Origin of the sequence: Nostoc sp. DedSLP04, assembly GCF_034530775.1 — a bacterium.
Lineage (GTDB): Bacteria > Cyanobacteriota > Cyanobacteriia > Cyanobacteriales > Nostocaceae > Nostoc.
On record NZ_JAVRCL010000031.1, the window covers coordinates 29,786 to 53,477 of the forward strand.

Here is a 23,692-nt window from a genome sequence, read left to right on the forward strand (position 1 = left end):
AGAAACAGTTAAAATAGCGCCTTATGTCAATAATTGCGCTCAGAGCGTGGTATCTACAGGATTATGAGCCGATTCCAGAACTGGAAAAACGTCAGCCAGACATTCGCTTAAGCAAAAAAAGCCTGCTGAAATCAGCATTGCGAGCAGACTTTTTGGAAGACAGCGACGAAGTGAAAAAATCAACTTGGTTTGGGCGCTATTTGGAAGGGGAAAATATTGAATTTTATATTGAAGGTAGCGGCGGCTATTGCGTCTCTAACATTGACTTAATTAGTCATGAAATTTATTTCACTAAACAGGCGGTCTTGGCTCAGTTAGAACCAACAATTTTTTTATCCTATCAAACTGAGTATGGCGCAGCGACGAATATTCTCAAAGAAGAACTGCGAAAAAGTTTAAACAATTTAAACTTGCGATCGCGTCTTCCCCTAACATTAATAGAATCCTCTCGTCCTAGCGGTGCTACTTTCCGAATTAACCGCACAATCATGCGGAAAATCCGTAAGAGTTTGTTATTTATAGCTGACACCACCGCCATTGCTAGTATTGATGGTAAGGAAACGCCCCAATTAATTCCCAGTCCGAATGTCTGTATTGAGATTGGCTATGCTATCCAAAGTAAGCGGTCTGAACAGATTCTACTAGCGCAAATGCAACGCCCAGATTTTGAAGGTGAATTTCCCTTCGACTTACCGACACAGCAAATTTTGCAATTCCAAGACACTACAGAACTGAATAAAATCCTGACAGAGACGATTAAAAACCAGCTAGCACGATTCAAATTATTTTTTTGAGTAAGATATACAAGATAATACTTACTTACTAAAAATAAAACTATAGCACTCCTAAAACATGACTAGGCTCTATGCTAGGGCGTTAAAGGGAAAAAGAGCACACGGTGCTCGTCCAGACAAACGTGGTAAAAATATAACTATTATTGGGGCGATCGCAACCCGTGAGATTGTTGGTGCAATGAGTTTTAAAGGTGGAAATGATAAAAACGCATTTAAAACTTATATTAACCAAGTCTTAGTTAGTTTGGCGAAAGAGAGCATTCGACCGATGAAGCCTCCGAGGTGTACCCCGTATCCGCCTGCCGCCCGATACAAGCGGGTCGTCGTGCGGTCGCTGTGGTACGACGCCGATGGACTAACCGTCGAGGTGCAGGGGCCGGGGTTCGTGCTCGCCCGTGTGGTGTTCCGGCGGCCGGCCGGGTTCCGAGTGCTGGACGAGCGTGACCTGTGCGAATTCTGGGACAGCTACCACGCGGGCAACGGGTGGTTGTACGAGGTTCACGAGGGCGGCTGGCAGGAGTTGGAGTCGCACCGCCAGGACTTCAACTCCCCGTTGTGCTTCACCGGTCTGCGGGAGTTCCTGGTGGTTTGCGACCAGTGCGTCAGCGTACTGTCCGTCGAGCCGCCGGAGCTCATCAACTTGGGTGCAAACCCGGAACACCCGCTCGCCGACTGAGTGAAACTAAGGTATTTGAGCATTAGAAGAAGATTTTTGAGAAAACAAAGGCTGAAAGTATTGTTATTGCTTTAATTAAAATAAACGAACAGGTTTACTTTGCAGCTTAGAACTAATTGAACTTACCCGATCGACCACAGAAATCATGTATTTGTAATCTGGTACTTGTCCATTGGGTACATACCCCACTTCTTGAGCTAAATCTGAAGACGATTCACTCATGACTTTGCGGATAAATTCTTGACGGTTACGTTCTACATTCGGCCCAATCAAGACCACACCTAATGGTACATAGTGAGGGTCTTTAAATAGTATGCGGAATTCGGTTGGCGCCAACTGCGAACTATAGAGACTTAATTCCGCCTCAGAGACGGCACAGGCGATCGCTTTTCCTTGAGCGACCAATTCCAGTGCTGCTTGAGGTGTGGGCGCAAACAATATCTCAGCTAGTGTTGTACCATAAAGATTGTAAAGAGGAAAATAATATCCTGTTGCTGAACCCAACTGTCCTAAAGCTATTGTTTTGCCTTGCAATTGTTTCAAGTCAGTTATCGGATTATCTTTGCGAACAACGAAGATTGAACGTAAATTACTAATACCTATTAAAGGAAATAGAGGAACATATTGGTGACGTGCGATCGCAATAGCCGCTAAACCTGGTGGAGCAAATACCAATGACCAAGCACGAGCATCAAGGCGCTCAACCGCTCTATTTTCATTAAAAACAGGCTCTAATTGAATATATGAGTTTGTTTTTTCACCTAAGTAACTATTAAATTTAGCATATTGATTAATTATCTGTTCGCCTCCACCATAGTTGATTACACCAATAGTTAACGTGCCCTCAACCCCATTTCCATTTTGTGGTTTGCAGGCAGCAAATGTAAAACCTAGTAGATGAAACAGAAATAAACGACGGGGAAATCGCACAAACATCACTAATTATGGTTAAGGAAATAATTTGGCTTTCAGGACTAATTTAGATAAATTTTACTGCTGCTTAAAGGGGTTCTATTGCAGTAAAAAATTAATATTTATTTAGATATTGTTAAGATGCTTTCTAACAGGTATAAATAAATATTAGACAAACTCACAGATCGCCTTCGTTGCTTAGGTTATGTTAAACAATATTACGTTAAAAAACTTAAAAATAGGTGCTAAATTTAACTTGCTTTTAATATTAGTTTTCATCATCAGTATTTTGGGAAGTGGCATTGCCTTATCCAGTGTACTTCAAGGGAGAGCGCAAAATGAAGTAAGTTCTCAAGCGCAGATTCTCATCCAAATGGTGAATGCAGTTAGAGATTATACACAAAATCGTATTGATCCCTTATTAGAACCTAGATTAGATACTAACCCAACATTCATACCTGAAGTAGTACCAACTTTTTCCTCTAAAGAGGTTTTTGAAAATTTTCGTAAAAAGCCTGAATTTCAAAACTTTTTTCATAAGGACGCAACACTTAATCCAACCAATTTAGCGGATAAAGCTGATAATTTTGAAACTCAACTTGTGGAGCGTTTTCGCAACGAACCTAATACTTTAGAAATTACAGGCTTTCGTAAATTGTCAGAAGGCGAAGTCTTTTACATTGCACAACCACTAAAAATTACACAAGCGAAATGTTTGCGATGCCATTCTACACCAGATCAAGCTCCTAAAAGTCAGTTGCTAAATTATGGCTCGGAAAATGGTTTTGGCTGGCAACTCAATCAGATTGTTTCTGCTCAAATTATCTCTGTTCCTTCTCAAGATATTTTTGCCAATGCCACACGGACTTGGATATTGATAATGGGACTTTTAATTGCGATCTTTGCGCTCGTAGTTTTCTTAATTAACTTCTTAATTACAAAATATGTGATTCAGCGCATCAGAAGAATAGAGAAAATAGCTCAAAAAGTTAGTATTGGTGATATGAGCGCTGATTTTGAAGAAAGTTCTCATGATGAAATTGGCGGGTTAGCAGAAGCATTTAATCGGATGAAAGCTAGCTTGAAAATAGCTCTGGAAATGCTGAACAATTAAGGCTAATAATCCGTAATTCACGAGAGATAAAAACGCAATTTCGAGAACATCAAGAAAGTAAGCGTTGCTCAAATTGCAAAGCTTTTTGAGGTTCAGGGATTTGCGATCCTAAAATTTTCACAAATTCTGCACGAGAGATTTGTCCAGCAGATTTAATAGCTTTTTGCACTAGAAACTTAGCTATCGGGCCAATTAAATCAGCCAACTCACGTTCGCACTCTTCCAGAAATTTTTCACTGATGACTTGAGATTCTTGGTTTGGTAAATTATTTGAGTTAATACCAGATTGGTCAGCTTTTACAGTAAGTTCTTGTAAGAGAGTAGATTGTTCTAGTAGAAATGTTGTTTTCTTCTTAAAATCAATTTGTTGATTTTCTCGAAGATGAAGGGCTAATTGACTAATTAATTCTTCCAAATTGGACGCTGATGCTGCAACTTGTCGTAGTAATCTTGAGGCGATGGGGCCGACAAATTCTAAAAGAATTGTTTCTAAGCGGTTGTAACTTTCCCCAGACAGAATAGAAGCAGTCGGATACCCAATTGAGTTTTGTTGAGAAAGCGAAGTTTGAGGTGGTTGTGTAAAATCTGGTACTTGAAGCGATCGCGCTTCTACCTGGTAATCTTGACGATTGTATTCTTGCTGTTTGGGTGTCGAAGATGGTAGTTGAAGCGATCGCGCTTCTTTTGTAATATCGAGATCCTTAAGCACGTGTAAAACTTCAGCCGCAGACTGATAGCGCTGTTTAAAATGATGTAGCACCATTTTAGATAGCACAGATGCCAACTCAGAACTGACATTAGCTTGATGCTGCCAAGAAATTTCTCCTGTATCTGGGTCTTCTTCAAAGTTTATCGGATGTAATCCTGTCAGCGATTGTATACCAATAATGCCCAAGGAATAAATATCACTGTTGAGGCGGGGCTTACCTTGTCCCTGTTCTGTAGACATATATCCGGGAGTACCAATAATAATAGTAGCTCCCGTGTGCCCTGTAATTGTGAGCAGTTGAGTTTGGACTTGTTTAACAGCGCCAAAGTCAATCAGCACTAACTTACCGTCTTGTTGCCGCCTAATTATATTGTCCGGTTTGATATCTCGATGAATAACGTTGTGGCTGTGAATAAATTGTAGAATACCCAAAATTTGTTGCAGTAGTTGAATGACTCGATCTTCTGGCCAACGTTGATTGGGGAATAGTTCCGCTTTCAGGGTATGTCCTTCAATGAACTCTTGCACCAAGAAGAACTGTTGGTTTTCTTCAAAATAGGCTAAAAGCCGAGGAATTTGGTCATGGTAGCCCAGTTGTTCTAGTGTTTCTGCCTCACTAGTAAATAGCCGTCTGGCAGTTTTGAGAAATTCAGGACTACGAGTGACGGGCTTAAGGTGTTTGACAACGCATTTTGGGAAACCTGGCCGATGGGTATCTTGGGCTATGTAGGTTTGACCGAATCCACCTCCACCTAATATCTGGAGGACTTGGTAACGTCCGTCTAATAATTGTCCTAACATTGTGTTACAAGCCTTAATTCCTCAAATTAATCTTGACACAACTACCAGCTTTGGTAAGGTTTGTTCAGACAGAAAGTAGGTAGTGGCAAAATTTCGAGCAAGGTTTTTTGTTTTTTAAGGATTGCATTATAAGTTTATGACTAACTAAACTCCAGATCGGCTTGCAGGCATATTATTGTTGAAGCTTTAATAATTCCTCAGAAATCGCCAGTGCCTCAGCTTTTGAAGTAGTTGTTGGTTGAGAGACTACGCTAACTTTTCCTAATTGAGTTTTATTGACAAAATAGGTTATTCCCCGAAAGCTCAATTTATAGGCTACTGGTGCTAGAGAAACTTCTGCCAATTTAGAATTTGGATCGACACAATAGTTAACACCACGGTACATCAAATTATAAACTGGCCCAATTTGAGGAACTGGTTGAAACGGCTGTTCTGTTTTTTTGCTGCCAACTTTGTTTTGGTTATATTCGTAGCTTAGACCACGATAGTAAAGTTTCATAATTTTCGCCTCCTGAATAACTGTTTTTCAACAATGTCAATGACTTATCAGATGTTGATTAGAGAGTTATGCAAGAGCTAAGGTAGACTTACACTTTTTTAAGGAACTGCTTAAAGGATTAGGCGTCTAGAGTGAAGAGTCATTGGGCATTGGGCATTGGGCATTGGGCATTGGGCATTGGGCATGGGGCATGGGGCATGGGGAAGAGACAAGGTAGACAAGAAAAAAGGAAAAGACTTGTTCAATAATTCCCCCTTGTCCCCTTGTCTCCCCTGCTCCCCTGCTCCCCTGCTCCCCTGCTCCCCTGCCCCCTGCTCCCCTGCTCCCAACCTCCCGTATGCTTACCCTTTTCATTCGGGGGTTACGTGGTTAACAATGGGTTGAATGTTTTTTAAATGATTCAACTTTATGGCTAGAACCGCAAATGAATATGCCGTATACCTCCTACTGGAAAGCGGCCACCGAGAAGAAGTACGTTTTCCTACTATTCAAGAGTTTCAGAAATGGTATAGCGGCGAACTTGTGCCAAAATCTGCTTCTAATGACTTTATTAGCGTACCGATCAAAAATATTCAAGGGGAATATATGGTAGTACGCCCTTCTCGGATTGTGGCAATCCGGGTAGAACCTATTTTTAGTTCTAGTGTTGAAAGATTCAACTAAATGATGAGAAAAACCCTTGCTTTGCTTTCCTTGAGTCTAGGAATTGCCCTCGTAAACCCGCTCTGGTCGGCTGTTGCTCAGGTTCCTAACTTACTGCCTTTGCCACTACCGACGACTCCCGATCTTCCACCTATACCAATACCAATCGCTCCTGAGATCGCGCCGCCGCTAAAACCAATCACTATCGAAAGCGATTGTACACTCCGGCCGACTTGCTTGGGTTGGGATGAGCAAATTTGGGGTCAAAGAGGTAAAATAGGCGATCGCAAAGCGTTATTAGCTTCCATTGATAACAGTTTGCTTTATCTAACAAAGGGTGATGCGATCGCAGCATATCAAAACTATCCGATCAAGGAAATCACTCTCGATCGCGTCCGCCGGAGTTTGCTGCGTTTCCGCCAACTGGTTGTCAGTTCTAAGTCAGCAGCCCAACTACAAGCTGCTGTCAGTCGTGAATTTGTCTTCTACCAGTCCGTGGGCAATGATGGCAAGGGTACTGTTAAGTTCACTGCTTACTACGAACCTGTTTACACCGCTAGCCGTGTCAGAACTGCAATCTATAAGTATCCTCTTTATCGGCTACCACCTGATTTCAGCCAATGGCCCAAACCCCACCCAAAACGAATTGATTTGGAAGGGAAAGATGGTTTAAAAGGGAATAAGAGCAAATTACGCGGTTTAGAATTGCTTTGGTTTCGCGATCGCCTAGATGCATACATGGTACATATCCAAGGTTCTGCCCAAATTAAATTAACTAATGGCAAGACAACATCAATTGGCTATGCCGGCGGCACTGATTACCCTTGGACTAGTATCGGCAAAGAATTAGCCAAAGATGGCAAACTTCCCCTGGAAGGATTAACAATGCCACGTTTGATTGCTTATTTCCGACAAAAGCCCCAAGAATTGAACAATTATCTACCGCGCTGGGAACGATTTATTTTCTTCCAAGAAACAAGCGGTAGAGGTGCTACTGGTAGTATTCATGTGCCAGTAACAGCAGAACGTTCCATTGCTACAGATAAGTCTCTCATGCCACCGGGAGCGTTAGCCCTGATTTACAACTCATTTCCCTATCCTGCCAGTGGTGGCAAACTCCAGAGGCGTACTGTCAGCCGCTTTGTGCTTGACCAGGATACAGGAAGCGCCATCAAAGGGCCGGGCCGGGTGGATTATTTCATGGGGTCTGGTAAACTAGCGGGCGATCGCGCTGGTGTCACAGGCGGTAATGGTTCATTATATTATTTGCTGCTCAAAGAATAAAGTTAGAAGTTAGAAGTTAGGAGTTAGAAGTTAGGAGTTATTAATTCAAAACTCATCACTCATCACTCCTAACTTTTCACTTTCCTTAATACGGCGGATAAGCAAAATCATCTTCATCAGCATAAACGTAAGAGTTGGAAACTCCTGCCATTGCCAATTTAGGGGTTTCTGATTTTACAGGTTCCTTGCCAAAATCTTTGTATTCTTCAAAAGTCTTACAAATCATTGCAGACTCCAGAGCATCGGAAGCAATTAAATATTGCGTTAAAGTCCCTACGGTGGGATGTTTATAGTCCACAGTTGAAGCTACCAAAACTGTATTTGGTTCAATTCCTCTTTCTTCACACTCAACGATCGGACAAAAAATCCCGTGAGCGTGGAACAAAGGCCCTTTTGGTGTCAAAGGTTGCTTGCGGTAGATAGCATAAGCTTTTTCTAGTTCAGCCACGAATCCACCTACTACTCTGCCTTGTTGATATTCGCAGTAGGTTTTGCTGAAACTCGCTCCGGCTGCACCATTGAGAGTTAGTTGTAGTGGTGATTCATGTAAAAACTTTTTATTCTCACCCACTAGAAAAATTAGATAGCGAGTAAAGGTTTTAAATTTAAGTTTGTCGGCTAAAAAAGCATCATAATTATCTTTGAGCGTACCCAGTTTTAGACCACTTTCTCGGTCTTTAACAGACAATGGCCCCCGGCGCACTATGACCAAGCGTGGAGTAGCGCTAATAAAGACTGTTTCTACTCCAGAGCTAAATTCATGCTCAACTTGCTGCCAATTATCATCTGGTACAAAGCCGACAGCATTGGCATTATCCAGCTTAATCGCCAAACCGTGAGATTGTATACCATCTGTGCCATACCGAGGATTAATCATCTGACACCAGGGAAGGACTTGCGAAGGCGGTGCATTGAATTTTTCGTCTTCAAAGTCAAAATTAGCAGATGCTTTCATCGTTTTAGGCTATCAAAGTGTTTTATTGAACAAGGCGATCGGCAGGGCGCACAGGAAAAAAAAGCCAGTTATATGCTTTGGTTCCCAAAGTTTAAGAACATTAAACTGACGTAGTATTTTTTCTAGAGTAAGACAGAATCAATCTATGTTGCAATCCCTGTTTAGTTTTTTATAGCAAGGGACTGGGGATAAGGGGTAATGGGGACTGGGGACTGGGTGAAAAGCCTTTTTGTGTCTAAGTTTTATCGTCTGTTGATGTCCTAACCACCAAAGCTTGTGCTATAACAACAAATTCTTTCTTTGGCATCTGTCTATCTAAATGCGATCTACTTTTTGTTCCTCTCGTGGTTAAATTCAAATCAGCAAATTACTGTAAACTTAAAGCCGCGAGAGTTTTCAAATCAGGCACTTCTAAATCAGGTTGAGTGACTGCTGGTAAACTCGCACTAACCCCTTGTTCTGCTCGACGATTTACCCAGACTGTTGATAATCCTAGAGATTTGGCTGTGACGATATCATGATATACACTAGCAGCAACGTGTAATATCTGCTCTAGCGGCAAATCAATTCTCTCAATAGCCAGTCTGAAGTTGTTGAAGGCAGGTTTGTAGCTTTTTGCCTGTTCTGCTGTGATTACCTCGTCAAATTCCACCTCCAAGTGCTTTGCCGAGAAAGCAAAGAGATCGTCATCTACATTTGAGATAATTACCAGCTTAAACTTTTGCTTTAAAGTTCTAAGTGCCTCAACTGTATCGGGGAAAGGCAGCCAATGCTGAATCGAATCGGCAAGTGAATTTAGTTCGTCAGCAGTTGGCTCAAAGCCAAATCGTTCACCAAATTTCTGAACTACTCTTTGCAAAACTTCTCGATATTTGATATATTCTCCAATTTCGAGTTCTGCTTCAAATTCAGCAAAAATATCAAGAATTTGCTCGTCATCCAAATTAGTGTTATGTGCCAGCAGAAATGGCTTTAGCACCCCTAAGATGCCATTTTCCCAATTAATTAGGGTTCCGTAACAATCGAAAGTTAAAGCCTTATACTGATTTAATTCAATCACTTTTTTATACTCCAAAGCTTGATTGATAGCGTTCAGTTTTCACAAACCAAAAGACGGATGAAGTCGTCCGCGTTGGCGCAGTCCGCACTTCGACACCTTTCGGCTTCTCTACGAGACGCTACGCGTTAGCGGAGCTTTCGCTTTAGCGAGACGCTCAAGGCAAGAAGCTCAGTGGCCACCGCAGGCATCGCCACATCCACTGTTCTCGAAGTCTCTAAACATTTTTTCTATATCAGAGCAATGCGGAACTTATAGGTTGCTCAAAGATTGGCGAAGTGAACCGCCAAGGTAGTTTTACTGTTATACCTGCGTTAAAAGCAGTACTCACCGAAGTTGTATGGGCGTTATCCAAACAAATTTATATTACATTGATAATACAAGATTACTAAGTTTAGGTGTGGGATAATAGTTATTCCAAAAAGGAAATTATTCCTAAGTATAATTTGTATGGATGTGAAATTTCAGGATACACAAGCAAATACCACTAAACAATTAAATTCAAGTAAACAGCCATCTAATAGCAAGCCATCTGAAACTTTTTCGGTAGCGGAGGCAGTGGTAAAAATCCTGGAAGATATGGGGGTGCAGTATGCCTTTGGTGTTTCGGGAGGTGCGATCGCGCCAGTGTGGGCTGCACTACATCAAAGTTCTATCCAGGTGCTGCACTTTCGCCATGAAGCTGGAGCCGCTTTTGCAGCTATTGAGGCGTATTTTGCTAGCGATCGCCCAGTTGTGGTATTCACTACAACTGGTCCAGGGATTACCAATGCATTAACTGGCTTGTTTGCTGCACGTTGGGAAGGTGCTAAAGTTATTCTTCTGTCGCCTTCCACATCGGCATCGCAGCGTGGAAGGTGGGCATTCCAAGAAACCAGCACTTACACCATGCCTAGTGAGGGACTGTTCACATCAGAACCACTGTTTCATTATGCGACGACTCTCGAATGCAGCGATGAACTGTCAAAAGTTCATCGACGGTTGGCACTTGGTATAGCCCGACCAGATGGTTTTGTCGCACACTTAAATATCTCGACTAATATCCAAACTAGTTCAGTTAAGACATCATTGCCACAAGTGGCTTTCTCTTTTGCTCCCGCAGCCGTAAATGAGGAAACTATTGCAGAATGTACGCGGTTGCTTTCAGAAGGACCATTTGCCATTTGGGTCGGCTTTGGTGCGCGGGGTGCAGCAGCAGAAATTCGTCAGCTTGCAGAAGCAACGGGAGCGGCGGTAATGTGTTCGCCTCGGGGCAAAGGCATTTTTCCCGAAAACCATCCTCAATTTGTTGGTGTTACAGGTTTTGCCGGAGATACGTCAGTTTTAACGTATATGCAAGAACAACGACCTTTACGAGTGTTGGTGCTAGGAACGCGCCTCAGTGAATGGACTTCGTTCTGGAATTTTGCAATGATTCCAAAACGAGGGTTCGTGCATATCGATATCGACCCAGAGGTTCCAGGAACTGCATATCCATCTGCCGAAACCTTTGCCATTCAGTCCGATGTGGGAATGTTTGTAAAGGCACTGCTAAAGAACTTTCCACAACACCCAAATCAGTTAACAGAAATGTTGCTGCCTTGTTCTAAGCCTGTAATACTTAATCCACGCGCAGAGGGCCCAGTGCGACCGGAAGTACTCATGGATGCAATTCAACGGCAAATAGTTGAAGGAAGCGATGCGGTTGTCATGGCTGAAGGAGGAAACTCGCTAGCTTGGGCAATTAACTTACTGCGATTTGCCAAACCAGGTCGTTTCCGAGTCAGTACCAGGTTTGCATCTATGGGTCATTTCGTCACAGGCGTCGTGGGTGCTTCACTGGCACGCAATGGTAAGACCGTCGCCATAGTTGGAGACGGTGCCATGCTAATGAACAATGAGATAAGCACGGCTGTAAGATACCAGATCGCTGCCGTTTGGATTGTACTAAACGATGGGCGCTATAGTATGTGCGACCAGGGGATGACTTTGCTAGGCTTCCAAGGTGTAGATGTAGAGATTCCGCAGGCGGATTTTGTCAAGATAGCTTGTGGAATGGGAGCTGACGGCATCCGCGTTGAAACAGAACCTGAAATCCAGGCAGCTTTGGAGAAAGCGATCGCCTCGACCTGTCCGTACGTTGTTGACGTAGTAATTGACCCAACCCGGCTTGCACCAATTAGGAGTCATGTTGACAATCTGATTGCACAAGGTGCTACGAATTACTAAGAGGAGATTTTCATAGTGCATCATTCAGTAGGTATTCGCGCGATCGCAGTTAGTTTTCCCAGTATCAGACGTACAAAAGATTATTACAGAGAGAAATACCCAGATATAGTTGCTCAAGTCGAGGAAAAAAGCTTGGGAAGGTTGTTTTCGCTTGCTGGCTCTACCCCCAGCAACGAGTTTGATTTGGAGATGTTGCCATATCTGTCAGATCCTTTTCGTGGTACTGTCGAACAGCGGGTACTTGCTCCAGGTGAATCATCGCTGATGCTAGAAGAGCGTGCAGCTCGTGATGCTCTCAAAGCAGCGAAGCTTAATCCTGAAGAAGTCGATCTCATGCTCGTAGCCTCGATTTGGCCCGAACAAATCGGATTTGGTAATGCCGCCTTCCTTGCCCAAAAACTGGGACTGCAAGGCGCTGCATGGAATCTTGATGGAGCGTGTGGTGTTACCCCGGTAGCATTGCAAACTGCTTGTGCTCTAGTACAAGCAGGTGAGTACCGCAATGTACTGGTAGTAATTTCCTGCACTTACTCTCGCTTTGTCGATGAGGAAGATACTGTTTCCTGGTTTCTCGGTGATGGTGCTGGAGCCTTCGTTGTCGGTTCAGTCAAACCTAACCAAGGAATACTCAGTACAAAAACTGTGAATACAAGTTGTTTCTGTGACTTATTAACCTTAAATATTAGAGAAAACAAGCAAGGCAATCCACAAATTCGGATGCAGTTGAACAAGGACGCAAAAAATGCGCTCAGTGAAGAATCGACTCAGCTTTTACGTACCTGTTGCGAAGGTGCTATCTCGGCAGCCGATTTAACTCTCGATCGAATTGACTTTTTCCTTTTCAATACAGCCACAGCTTGGTTTTCAAGCTTCTGTGTACGTGTACTTGGTATTGACTCAGAGCGCACCCTTAATCTCTACCCTCTGTACGCTAATATTGGGCCGGTACTTACTGTAGCCAATCTTTATCACGCTGCACAGATGGGTAAAATTCGTGAAAATGATTTGGTTCTCATTTATGGCTTTGGTGCAGCAGGAGTCGCCTCTGCAAGTGTAATGCGTTGGGGTAACGTGGCGCTAGGTCTTGTTCCAAATCAGGGCGAATCTGAATCAGCACTGAAAAGTTCTTTAGATCGTAGCTTCACTTTTTGTTAAAGTTATCTATCAAGATTTAAAGCATATCCAGTAGTCGATCGTGCAAAAACAAATTTTGGCGGCGGGCTTTTACCTGTTATTTTTGATATTTCCGCTCAAAGTCTCGGCAAAAGATTATGACGAGATTTATGTTTTTGGAGATAGCTTTTCCGATACGGGTAATGTATTTAATGCAACTAACGGAATCGTTCCCCCAAATCCACTTTACTTTAATGAACGTTTTTCCAATGGTTCGGTTTGGGTGGAATATCTCGCCTCCGATCTAGGGATAACTTTCAATCCGAAGACCAACTTTGCCTTTGGTGGCGCAACTACAGGATTGAAGAATATCGGAATCAGCACTCTACCAGGATTACAACAACAAATCAACAGCTTTACAACAGCAAATCTGTCTGCCGATCCAAACTCCCTTTACATTTTGTGGGCGGGTGTTAATGATTATTTAGATTACTTTTTCCAAGGCACTCCCAACCCTACCCAGAGTGTGACAAATTTATCAACGGCGGTAAAATCGCTTGCTGCTGTTGGAGCTAGAGATATTATGGTGTTGAATCTGCCAGATTTAGGAAAGTTTCCAGTTACAAGTGGCAATAGTCAAATTTCTAGCTTACTTAGCACTTTTACCAGTAAACATAATTCCAGCTTGACTACAAACCTCAAACTTTTGAGTCAGGAACTAAACCCTAATGTCAACATTATTTCTCTTGATGTTAATTCTCTTTTTAATCGGATTATTGCAAAGCCGGAGGAATTCAATCTTACAAATGGAACTGACTCGTGCATCGGAGATTCACCAGTGGTGCCTATTGAAATTACCACACAGCCAGTTATGTGTATCCCAGACAAGTTTTTGTTCTGGGATGAAGTCCATCCTACGACTGCCACTCATCAGCTAATCGGAAAATTAGCGTTTTCGGCCCTTGAGCCAGTGCCTGTCCCTGAACCTTCTGCTGTGTTAGGAGTCTTAATTGGTGTAGGTGCAGTATCGCTACAGAAACGCAAATAGTTCAGTTAGTGCAAAACAAAGCAATCAAAAGGGAAGGAACACACCTATGACAGGTCTATTAGATGGGAAAGTCGCGCTGGTTACAGGGGCCTCATCAGGTATTGGTCGGGCGAGTGCGATCGCATTTGCCAGTGCTGGAGCAAAAGTTGTGGTTGCTAGTCGTCGGCTCGTCGAAAGTGAGGAGACTGTGCGCCTGATAAAAGAGATCGGAGGTGAAGCTATTTTTGTTAAGACCGACGTTTCAAATGCTGCTGAAGTGGAGGCACTGGTCGATAAAACTGTAAAAACTTATGGTCGTCTAGACTGCGCTTGCAATAATGCTGGGATTGGAGGCAATCCCGGCTTAATCACTGATGATATCTCAGAAGAAGACTGGGATCGTCTGGTTAACGTAAATCTTAAAGGAACGTGGCTCTGCCTCAAGTACGAAATCAGGGCGATGCTCAAACAGAACAGCGGGGCGATCGTAAATGTGGCTTCTGTCGGTGCTGTCGTTGGTGTACCTGGTTATGCCATCTACTCAGCCACAAAGGGCGCAGTCATTACCCTAACTAGAACCGCAGCAATAGAATATGCTAAATCTGGTATCCGAGTCAATGTCGTGAGTCCAGGTGCTACGGAAACTGATATGCTAGCTAGTCTTCCCGTAGATTTAATTGCTCAACTTCCAACAGCGCATCCAATAGGGCGTATTGGCAAGCCTGAAGAGATTGCAAAAACGGTGGTTTGGTTGTGCTCAGATGCGACTTCCTTCATCACGGGTCATAATATGATGATTGATGGAGGATATACTGCACAGTAAGGCAGGGTAGATGAAGGTCAAGGTAGCAAGTTCGCAATTTTACTTGCTTCAGAAACATCTATCTTATCAACAAAAAGTGTATAATTTGAGTGCATCTCAAGAGATTGAATCAAGATATTGAATGAAGAACAAATGAACAATCACTGTAGTAGTACTAAAATACTATCTATCTTGATGCTCAACCGCTCCTAAAGCTTTTAGAGTGGTAATAGTCGCCAAAGTTACACCTGTAATAGCAGTAACGTTCATGGCTTCATAAGGTCTAGAGCTAAAAAGAATTTTCAGGCATTCACCTGTCAATATATCCCAAAGCTTAATTGTTCCATCTTCACTACTACTAGCTAAAGTATTACCTTTAGGATTAAAAGCAACTGACCAGGTTAACTTAGTGTGTGCTGATAAAGTTTTCTCGCAGTTGCTTGTGCTGACATCCCACAGCTTCACAGTTTGGTCACCGCTACCACTTGCTAATGTACAACCATCCATACTAAAAGCAGCGGAATATACGCAATTAGTATGCCCATACAAAGTTTTAAGACACAATCCGGTGCTAACATTCCATAGTTTTACTGTTTGGTCACCGCTGCTACTTACCAATGTTGTACCATCAGGACTAAAAGCAACTGACCAGATCCAGTCAGTATGACCTTGCAGAATCCGCAAACATTGCCCAGTAATAACATCCCACAGCCTTACTGTTTGATCGTGACAACCGCAGACTAATGTATGACTGTCTGGGCTGAAAGCAACTGACCATACCCGATGAGTTTGTCCCTCCAGAATCCGCAAACATTGCCCAGTGCTAACATCCCACAGTCTTATTGTTTGGTCTTCACTACCACTGGCCAGCATCGTGCCATTAGGACTAAAAGCGACTGATAATATTCTATTACTATGTCCGTGCAAAGTTTTAAGACATTTACTGGTGTTAATATCCCATAGTTTCACCGTTAGATCCTCACTACCACTAGCAAGGATGCTACCGTTTGGGTTAAGAGAAACTGATGTAACCCGATTACTATGCCCCCGCAATGTTTTAAGGCATTGACCAGTGCTGGCATCCCATAACCTCACCGTTTGGTCACTACTACCACTAGCCAGCATGGTGCCTTGGGGATTGAAGGTAACTGACCATATCCCATTACAGTAACCTTGGAAGGTCTTGAGGCATCCACCTGTACTCAAATCCCACAGCTTAACCGTTTGGTCATCACTACCACTCGCTAGCGTTGTACCATTAGGATTAAAGGCAACTGACCACACCTTGCTACCATGTCCTTTCAAAGTCTTGATGCATCCACCTGTACTCACATCCCATAGCTTAACTGTTTGGTCATCACTCCCACTTGCCAACTTACGACCATCTAAACTAAAGGCAACTGAATTTATTAAGTCAGTATGACCTTGCAGAATTTGAAGACATTGACCACTGCTGATATTCCACACCCTTAATGTTTGGTCATGACAACCACTAGCTAGCGAACCATCCAAGCTAAAGGCAACAGACTGCACCCTATGGGTGTGTCCCAGCAAGGTTTTGATACATTGACCAACGCTGATATCCCATAGTTTCACCGTGTGATCGTCATTTCCACTTGCAAGTATTGTACTATCAGGACTAAATGCGACTGCCCACACCCGACTGGATACCTGTAGAATCTTAATGCATTGACCGCTGCCGACATCCCACAACCTCACCGTTGTGTCTTCACTGCCACTTGCCAGCATTTTACCATCCGAACTGAAGGAAACAGACCATATTCCACCGCTATGACCTTCTAAGGTTGCGAGGCATTGCCCACTGCTAGTATCCCACAGCTTCACTGTTTGATCGTCACTGCCACTAGCGAGAACACAACCATCGGGACTAAAGGTAACTGGCCAAATCCAACCCTTGTGCCCCTTGCAGGTAAGCAGTTGTTTTCCATCCACAACCTGATACAGGCGAATCTCATTATTAGTATCTCCTGTCGCTAAAAATTTTCCATCAGGGCTGAATGCCACTGAGTGAATCCCCCCTATGGTTTCAGCAAAAACACATTTACTTAGATTGGCATGAGCAAAATTTACATTGTGTAAATTTACGTTGCGTAGGTCTGCTTGCCAAACAGTCAGATAAGAAAAATCATAGCCACTTAGATCCGTCTCTAAATAACAAAGCAGATTGAGAATATTGCCAGCCGTATACCCTGGTTCTAGCGGAGATTCTTCTCGCAGTGTTGCAAGAATTTGAGTTAACTGACTTTCAATATTTTTTTTGCTTCTTAAGTCGTAAAGCAAGCCATCTATGACTGGTTTAAGGATAAGGCGAACCTGAATATCTTTAACATAGTCTTTACCAGTCGCCTTTATCAAAGCATGACGCCTAAACAAATCAATATTCTGAGTAACAATTTCTTCACAGACTTCTTCTATCAATCTACTAGTCATATACTCCATGACTACAGGCTGAAGTGTAAATAGTGCTTTACTTTTTTCAATCAACGTAGGCGTTGGCATTAGCGTACCCCTACGGGAAAGCAAGCTACGCGCAGGGTCTCGTAGAGAAGCCTTCTCAATTAGCGATCGCCTTCCTAAAGATTCTACAGCCTCTAGTAATTTTGCTGGTGCTACTGGTGATATAATATCATTTCGCAATTCTGGAAGTGCCATTGGCTCACGATTAATCGCTAGCCAATACATTATTTCCTTTTCTAAATCTGACAAGCGCTCAAACTGCTGCTCTAAGATATCGCGAATGTCTCCAAAAACAGCCGTGTCTTGTTGCAAAAAGTCACTCATATTACCATCAAAGATATCTTGAATGGTTGTGGCAACTATCTTTAAAGCTAATGGATTGCCTGCGTAACGTTCAATCATTAATTTCCATTCATCCTCTGCTGCCGATAGCCCCTTGAGCTTTAAAATTTCTTGCCCTTCGGCTACCTTCAATCCACTCAGTGGCAATGAGCGAACAGGTAGTGCTTGTCCTTCCAAAAATGCTATTTCTCTGGGTTTTTCACGACTAGTCAGCACTAAGCAGCTTTGGTGATTTGCTTCTCCCACCCGTCTTAAAAGCTCACCATATTCCTCATATCCTTCTCGATAAAGTCCGGCGCGGCTACCACTGCGGAGAATTGATTCTGCATTATCAAGGAATACTAAACAGCGATAATTTTGTAAATAATAGAGTAGTCGCGATACGCGATCGCTAAAACTTTCTGGTAAGTTACTTTCTGTTTCCTGTTCGTCAGATAAAAATTGAATTAAGTTACCTAGAATAATTTTAACAGGTGGTGCTTCTCGTAGCGATCGCCAAATCACATACTCAAAGTTGTCCTGAATTTTTTGAGCAAACTTGACAGACAGTGCTGTTTTTCCAATACCTCCTATTCCCAAGAGTGCAACCAATTGGCAGTTCTCATTAAGAATCCATTGCTCTAATGTAATAAGTTCTTCTACACGCCCATAAAAAGCGGAGTTAAAGATAGCCTCTCCCCAATCTAGACGAGTATTTGAGCTTGAATAGTCACTTTTATCTATTTTTAAGTTAAAAACGGAAAAAAGCTTCTCAATAGTCTGTTTGTCAACTCCTCCCTCCCGATTCAATACTTTCGAGATAGTAGCGGAATATAAACCAGAACGTACACTCATTTCTTCAAGAGTATACCGATTTCCAAAATTTTCTTTTGCTTCTAACTGATGCTTTGCTTCTTTAATTTTTTGTAAACCCTTGGTAGTAAGTGCAACGCCACGCTTACGTCTCCAATTCTGTAAAGTCATGTATTAACTCACTGTTCGTTTAATCACTTTTTATTAAAAGGAATTATCTACTAGGTTGTTATAGATATAGGGTAATAGCCATAACAAACGAATAATCTTATGTTGCAGAAGATTTAAAATAGGCATATTACCAAAATAAATAGTAATAAAAGCTACCTTTATCATCCACTCATCTCGGTAATTCAACGCTGCTTGCTCAACAGACTATCTGGACTGTAGGACATTGCTAACATCATCTTTTTAGCCGAAAGCTTCTTACATTTGGTGAGGGTAGATTTATTACGTATGGTATTAGTAATTTAATACCTAATATTCTCAGTAATATTTTTGGGAGTAAAGCTTAAGTTCAATCTCAAAATCCCGATTTTCACTGGTAAATACAGCTCAAAATTGGCAATCTTGATAAGGAAAGTTTCTATATATCTAGCTTATCAATCAATGAATAAAACTGCTGCACTTAAATTTCCCCGTTTGACCACCTCCAGTCAAAAAAGAGCGCTTAAGCGAATCACTATCAATTTGACATCCGATGAAGCTCAAAACCTTGAAAAGTATTGTGAACAGACAGGCAAACTAGCAATAGACGTGATTCGAGAACTCATTCAAGCTTTGCCTTGAGCTGCCCAACGTTGACGCCAAGTCTGAAAAGCGGTATTCCAGAAGAGTTATAGCTAAAGTAGAAGTGCAGATTTGGACAAAGGTTTCCAATTTTACTCTGATGTGAGTAATTGCAGGAGCAGTAATCATATATTAGATCCTCACAACTGTATATTTGCTACCTCAATGCTATTGTTTGTGGCGAAAATTTTAAACAATATGGGTTAGAGATTATTTTCTGACGAAGATGACGACACAATATAGTCACTGAACCAAAAAAAATATTCTCTCACTCCTCATTGTGCAACTCAATAATAGCGCTCATGTTATCTTCTTTTTGGCACGCTGCGCTCATTACTGCGAGCGCAGCGTGCCAGAAATTAAATTTTTACGTTCTTCTCAATCATCACAAAAAATTACTACCTCTTACTTTAAGACCTCCAATTCAACCAAAATTTTAATAGTTATATCTTGAAAATCAACCAGGGTGAAATAGTTCGCAAATCTACTTTTATTTTGTTAGTGGCAAGGCTCGAATAAGTTCTCTGATGACATCCGTTGCTGGTCTGCCCGTCTGTTCACAATATTTTTCAAGGTTTTTGGCTTCATTTGATGCCAGGTTTATAGTGATTCGCTTGACCGCCCATTTTTTGTTCATACTGAAATAGATAAATCGTGTAATCATAACTTCAAATCCTGATTTTACCTTCCAACTGGAAAGTAACCTAAATTTTGGATATATTGAGGCACCCTTTTAATCGGACACATTGTAAATAAATATTGCAGGTGTGCTTTACTGATTTACTAACTTGTCTATAAATGATAAAGGAAGAATCAATCTTTGGTACTCTATCATTTAATTTTTTATATCTCTTAGCTTAGGCTGTAGTCTAATGCATACCCTGTTCGCTGTGCGTAGCAAGCTATACGCAGCAGTAACCACAAAACAAGGGTGACACATAAAGTTGCCAGTGTCTACAACTTGAGTGAACGAATGGTCTAGAGTAAGGAAATTCAAACGCACTTGGCAAATAAAGATAAATTATCAAATTTTCCCTATCTTTTTAATGTTTATTGATCATTGAAAGTGTAAATTCAAAGCGATATTATTACTCAATTTATAGAAAATATCTATGGTATCTAATTAATTCTAGATGCTGCAAATTTTACAGATATTCAGTTAAACTATAAACCTACTTGATTCACTTCAACAACTCAATTGATATTGGCATAATATCTATTTAGATCGTTCTAAATTGAGTCATCGTTCAAGCTTAATTGCAATAAATTTAGAATTAACAATATTGCAGAAATCCTTAACCTAAATTTTTACCAAGCTTAACTCAACCTTTGCTTATGCTGTATGCCTTAGTAAGAAGATTGTGTAGTAACTATAGTAAAGTACTGTATTTACATCGGGTTTTAGAGGTATTAATACCATTAACCCAGAGCTAGAAGTCAAATTCGAGGTTCTTACAAGTTGCTGTTGACTGCATTAAGGATCGGAGATTCATGAAACTGCAACTGATCCAATTACATATACTCTGAGCCAAATTAACTGGAGGGTAGACTCATAAGACACACAGGTGCTACTTGCATAGCGCAAAACAGGTGTCTACGCCTACAGCATGACATTTGCATATTTTCTGTGGAGTTTTCTTAATTATTCTTGAGGAGTACAAATGCTTGAGGCTATCGCTGTTGCTTGGTTGTTACTGTTTGTTGGCGATTTTCTATCTACATTCTTTTACCACGTACCCGAGCACGTTTTTGGTAGCCTTCATTTAAAAACGCACCACTCCTGGAAGAAAGACTTCCGCCACTACGCTATTTTGACTTTTAATCCCCAGGTTCTTTTAGATGGTATCTTGGGAGCTTTGCCTTATGTACTTATAGCAGTAGTCCTGTGGTCTTTTTCTCCTATTGGCGTGATTTCTGGATTACTGCTTGGTCAGTTACATGTATGGTGGAGACATATAAGTGTACTGGGTTGGCAAACTTCAAAGCCTGTAAATATTTTATGCCAAATTCTATTTATTACTACTCCTGAAAGACACTGGTTACATCATCACAAAACTAATTTGGGTTTCGGTGATATTTTTACTTTCTTTGAACAACCTGCACAAATGTGGTTACGCTGGCTACGGCTACTCAGACTTCGTTTTCGCTACTCTCGGATCTAACTAAAACTAGCACCTACCTAAATACTTTTTAAAATCACCAAAAAAAGCTGCGATCGCAGCTTCTTTTGGTACACTAAAGGCGATTATTCTACTCTCATAAATACGCTAACTTTTATACTCAAAAAAGCTGATTCCCAATTTATAAGGAGAATTTACCATAGATTTAAATCTATGGTTTTATCTAATTAATAAGTTTTTACTTATAGTTATTTTAGAACCTATCAAATATTAAGCGAGTTATAAGAACAGAAAAATGCCTTTGGTAAAGAGTTTAAAGGTATTTGCTACCGTTCGACTTCGCTGTTATATCGCTAAGGTTTTTGGGAAAACTAGCCTTAATTACTAAACTGTTATATCCCTAGATTTGTATGAAAATTCCTCTCTTTTTGGGAGATGGTAGCTCTAGCTTGCTTATGCAAAGGAGTATGAATAGCGACGTTGAAGGTGGCAGGAGGTTGCAATACACTGTATTTTTCTCGATGAGAAACTACGCCAACGAACCAACACTGATTGTGAGAAATTTGCAACCTGCTCTAGATGAGGTGTTTCATGCCCGCACTTAGCCTTAGAAAGATGCTCAACAAAAAAGAGTTGCCATCTCTTATTCATAACTTAGTCTATCAGTTCAACATCGCAGTTGATGTTGAACTAGTAGACGGCACGAAACTAATTAGTATTGGAGAGCAAACTGTAGAAAACCGTTATCCAATCGAGGTTTCAGGAGAAATCATCGGTTGGGTTGTTGGAGAAGAACAGGCAACTATACTTGCAAATTTGCTCTCATTTCTGGCAAAGGAGGAAGCTGAGAAGAAAGTACTCGCCAAAGAATTGTTAGAGCGATATCAGGAAATTGATTTGTTTGACGATATCTCGACTCAACTGACAACAAGTTTAGATACGCGACAGATTGCCCAACTTGTGCTTCAAGAATTGAGTCAATTAATTGAATCATCTGCGGGGATGATTTTGCTTTTGAATCGAGATGCAACTGCGTTTGAAATCATTGCCGAATTTGGAGTGTTTTTTGACCACAGTCAGCCAGAACCTGGTAAGGGAATTATCGGCAGCATTGTGCAATCCAACCGGGCCGAACTCGTTAATGATGTGCAAGCCGATCCGCGATTAGAGGGGCAAAAAAACGTTAGTGCAATGATTTGTGTACCGTTACGAGCCAAAGAGCGGGTACTGGGAGCGATCGCCATCGGAACGGTCAAAACTGACTCATACAAGGCTGAACACCTGAAACTGGTGAGTATCTTTGCCTCTCAAACAGCGATCGCTATTGACAAAGCTGTGCTTTACGAGCAAAGCACTCAAGTAGCTCTTCAGGCAAAAGCCCAAACACAGAAGCTTCAGCAAGCTCTCCATGAGTTGCAATTAGCCCAAACTCAGTTAATCCAAAGCGAAAAAATGTCCAGTCTCGGACAACTTATTGCTGGAGTTGCCCACGAAATCAACAACCCAGTTAATTTTATTTGCGGCAATTTAAAGTATGTTGCCGAATACACTAAAGACTTGTTACACCTGTTGGAAAAGTATCAGAAATTTCTACCTGTTGCTCCTCCAGAACTGGAATCAGAGTTAGACAATATAGACCTGGAATTTATCATCCAGGATTTTCCCAAACTGCTAGATTCGATGAAACTGGGCACAGGTCGCATCGTCGAAATTGTCCAATCCCTGAAAAACTTCTCCCGCCATGATGAAGCTGAAATGAAAGCCGTGAACATCCACGATGGCATCGATGGAACGCTAATGATTCTTCATCATCGTCTGAAAGCAGATGTTCATCGTCCGGCAATTGAAATTGTTAAAGACTATGCAACACTTCCTCTAATTGAATGCTATCCCGGACAGTTGAATCAGGTATTTATGAACATCTTGGCAAATGCCATTGATGCTTTGGAAGAAAGCATGGAAAATTGGAGACTCAAAAATAATCCTCAATCTCCAGCTCCCAATCTCCAAATTACTATTCGTACCATAGCCATTGACCACCAGTGGGTTGTAATTCGCATTGCCGACAACGGCCCAGGAATGAAGGAGGAGGTAATTCGCCGCATTTACGATCCCTTCTTCACCACGAAAGATATTGGTAAGGGAACGGGGTTAGGCATGGCAATCAGCTACCAAATTATTGTAGACAAACATGGGGGAATGCTTAAGTGTCGTTCTCAACCAAGTGAAGGCACAGAATTCTGGATTCAGATTCCAATAAATTGTGCATTGGCAGACGCTATTGAAGAACAAAATAGCACCTCTGCCTTGCCAACTCCCACAACGGAATCATCCCCTACTCCCGATACCGACGGCTTCATTCCATCAACAGCTCCAATCCTCAAACCGACGGATCTGCTGATCCGCCATACTCAACTGATCCAGCGACTTTCACAACACAGTCCAGATGTGGAAAGTGCATCACCCGATCAACTTTATCAGATGTTTCAACACCACCCAATTTCGTTAAAGCTTTACGCCACTTTGTTGTCTTGGTTCTGTTGTTCTAACCCTACCCAAATACGCCACTAAAGAAACC

Annotated in this window: 20 protein-coding genes and 1 pseudogene; 14 read left to right on the plus strand and 7 right to left on the minus strand. The window is 41.8% G+C overall.

What is annotated here, in order from left to right:
* Positions 1–23 precede the first annotated feature (23 nt).
* The 3 genes and pseudogenes from RMX89_RS18620 (at position 24) to RMX89_RS18625 (ending at position 1,496) form a co-directional block, all read left to right on the plus strand.
* Positions 24–794, plus strand: a complete 771-nt coding sequence (locus RMX89_RS18620; RefSeq protein WP_322689977.1) for a hypothetical protein — start codon at positions 24–26, stop codon at positions 792–794.
* 58 nt (positions 795–852) lie between these two features.
* A pseudogene (locus RMX89_RS34540) lies at positions 853–949 on the plus strand (IS630 family transposase); the annotation flags it as partial.
* 292 nt (positions 950–1,241) lie between these two features.
* On the plus strand, positions 1,242–1,496 hold the full coding sequence (locus RMX89_RS18625) for a hypothetical protein (protein WP_322686122.1): 255 nt from the start codon (positions 1,242–1,244) through the stop codon (positions 1,494–1,496).
* A gap of 49 nt (positions 1,497–1,545) precedes the next feature.
* Here RMX89_RS18625 and RMX89_RS18630 read toward each other — a convergent pair whose 3' ends face one another.
* Positions 1,546–2,406, minus strand: a complete 861-nt coding sequence (locus RMX89_RS18630; protein WP_322686121.1) for a phosphate/phosphite/phosphonate ABC transporter substrate-binding protein — start codon at positions 2,404–2,406, stop codon at positions 1,546–1,548.
* 181 nt (positions 2,407–2,587) lie between these two features.
* Here RMX89_RS18630 and RMX89_RS18635 point away from each other — a divergent pair, with 181 nt between their 5' ends.
* Positions 2,588–3,496, plus strand: a complete 909-nt coding sequence (locus RMX89_RS18635) for a Tll0287-like domain-containing protein (protein ID WP_322689978.1) — start codon at positions 2,588–2,590, stop codon at positions 3,494–3,496.
* Positions 3,497–3,545: 49 nt separating this feature from the next.
* Here RMX89_RS18635 and RMX89_RS18640 read toward each other — a convergent pair whose 3' ends face one another.
* Positions 3,546–5,006, minus strand: a complete 1,461-nt coding sequence (locus RMX89_RS18640) for a serine/threonine-protein kinase (protein WP_322689979.1) — start codon at positions 5,004–5,006, stop codon at positions 3,546–3,548.
* A 172-nt stretch (positions 5,007–5,178) separates the two neighbouring features.
* Positions 5,179–5,505, minus strand: coding sequence for a DUF4278 domain-containing protein (locus tag RMX89_RS18645; RefSeq protein ID WP_322674368.1), 327 nt, complete (start codon positions 5,503–5,505; stop codon positions 5,179–5,181).
* Between the two features lie 408 nt (positions 5,506–5,913).
* Here RMX89_RS18645 and RMX89_RS18650 point away from each other — a divergent pair, with 408 nt between their 5' ends.
* The gene (locus RMX89_RS18650) at positions 5,914–6,168 is read left to right on the plus strand and encodes a hypothetical protein (protein WP_190728057.1); all 255 of its coding nucleotides are present in this window, start codon (positions 5,914–5,916) and stop codon (positions 6,166–6,168) included.
* A 3-nt stretch (positions 6,169–6,171) separates the two neighbouring features.
* Positions 6,172–7,431 (plus strand): murein transglycosylase A, encoded by a 1,260-nt coding sequence (locus tag RMX89_RS18655; protein ID WP_322690007.1) that lies wholly within the window; start codon positions 6,172–6,174, stop codon positions 7,429–7,431.
* Between the two features lie 85 nt (positions 7,432–7,516).
* On the opposite strand, the gene RMX89_RS18660 is transcribed toward RMX89_RS18655, so the two are convergent.
* Positions 7,517–8,386 (minus strand): DUF5895 domain-containing protein, encoded by an 870-nt coding sequence (locus tag RMX89_RS18660; protein ID WP_322674367.1) that lies wholly within the window; start codon positions 8,384–8,386, stop codon positions 7,517–7,519.
* Between the two features lie 367 nt (positions 8,387–8,753).
* Complete coding sequence (locus RMX89_RS18665) at positions 8,754–9,446, minus strand: haloacid dehalogenase type II (protein ID WP_322689980.1); 693 nt, start codon at positions 9,444–9,446, stop codon at positions 8,754–8,756.
* Between the two features lie 447 nt (positions 9,447–9,893).
* Between RMX89_RS18665 and RMX89_RS18670 the strand changes: the two genes are divergently transcribed.
* From RMX89_RS18670 to RMX89_RS18685, 4 genes are read left to right on the plus strand one after another with little or no spacing between them, the layout of a single operon-like run.
* Positions 9,894–11,651: a ScyA-related TPP-binding enzyme gene (locus tag RMX89_RS18670; protein WP_322689981.1), complete on the plus strand. Its 1,758-nt coding sequence runs from the start codon at positions 9,894–9,896 to the stop codon at positions 11,649–11,651.
* Between the two features lie 12 nt (positions 11,652–11,663).
* Positions 11,664–12,806 carry a 3-oxoacyl-ACP synthase III family protein gene (locus tag RMX89_RS18675; RefSeq protein ID WP_322690008.1) on the plus strand — a complete coding sequence of 381 codons (1,143 nt, stop codon included), beginning with the start codon at positions 11,664–11,666 and terminating at the stop codon, positions 12,804–12,806.
* Positions 12,807–12,846: 40 nt separating this feature from the next.
* Positions 12,847–13,812, plus strand: coding sequence for an SGNH/GDSL hydrolase family protein (locus RMX89_RS18680; RefSeq protein WP_322689982.1), 966 nt, complete (start codon positions 12,847–12,849; stop codon positions 13,810–13,812).
* Between the two features lie 46 nt (positions 13,813–13,858).
* Positions 13,859–14,614, plus strand: a complete 756-nt coding sequence (locus RMX89_RS18685) for an SDR family oxidoreductase (protein WP_322689983.1) — start codon at positions 13,859–13,861, stop codon at positions 14,612–14,614.
* Between the two features lie 162 nt (positions 14,615–14,776).
* On the opposite strand, the gene RMX89_RS18690 is transcribed toward RMX89_RS18685, so the two are convergent.
* A complete protein-coding gene (locus tag RMX89_RS18690) occupies positions 14,777–18,376 on the minus strand; it encodes an NB-ARC domain-containing protein (protein WP_322689984.1) in 3,600 nt (1,199 codons plus the stop codon).
* Between the two features lie 438 nt (positions 18,377–18,814).
* Here RMX89_RS18690 and RMX89_RS18695 point away from each other — a divergent pair, with 438 nt between their 5' ends.
* Entirely contained in the window at positions 18,815–18,994 is a 180-nt protein-coding gene (locus tag RMX89_RS18695; RefSeq protein ID WP_094348394.1) for a CopG family transcriptional regulator, read from the plus strand.
* A 490-nt stretch (positions 18,995–19,484) separates the two neighbouring features.
* Here the strand turns inward: RMX89_RS18695 and RMX89_RS18700 are convergent, their stop codons facing one another.
* Positions 19,485–19,631, minus strand: coding sequence for a ribbon-helix-helix protein, CopG family (locus RMX89_RS18700; RefSeq protein WP_094348756.1), 147 nt, complete (start codon positions 19,629–19,631; stop codon positions 19,485–19,487).
* A 1,024-nt stretch (positions 19,632–20,655) separates the two neighbouring features.
* Between RMX89_RS18700 and RMX89_RS18705 the strand changes: the two genes are divergently transcribed.
* The 3 genes from RMX89_RS18705 (at position 20,656) to RMX89_RS18715 (ending at position 23,685) form a co-directional block, all read left to right on the plus strand.
* Positions 20,656–21,156, plus strand: coding sequence for a fatty acid hydroxylase (locus RMX89_RS18705; protein ID WP_322674359.1), 501 nt, complete (start codon positions 20,656–20,658; stop codon positions 21,154–21,156).
* Positions 21,157–21,581: 425 nt separating this feature from the next.
* A complete protein-coding gene (locus tag RMX89_RS18710; RefSeq protein ID WP_322689985.1) occupies positions 21,582–21,719 on the plus strand; it encodes a hypothetical protein in 138 nt (45 codons plus the stop codon).
* Positions 21,706–23,685, plus strand: a complete 1,980-nt coding sequence (locus RMX89_RS18715) for an ATP-binding protein (protein ID WP_322689986.1) — start codon at positions 21,706–21,708, stop codon at positions 23,683–23,685. Before RMX89_RS18710 ends, RMX89_RS18715 begins: the two co-directional genes overlap by 14 nt.
* The last annotated feature ends 7 nt before the right edge of the window (positions 23,686–23,692 follow it).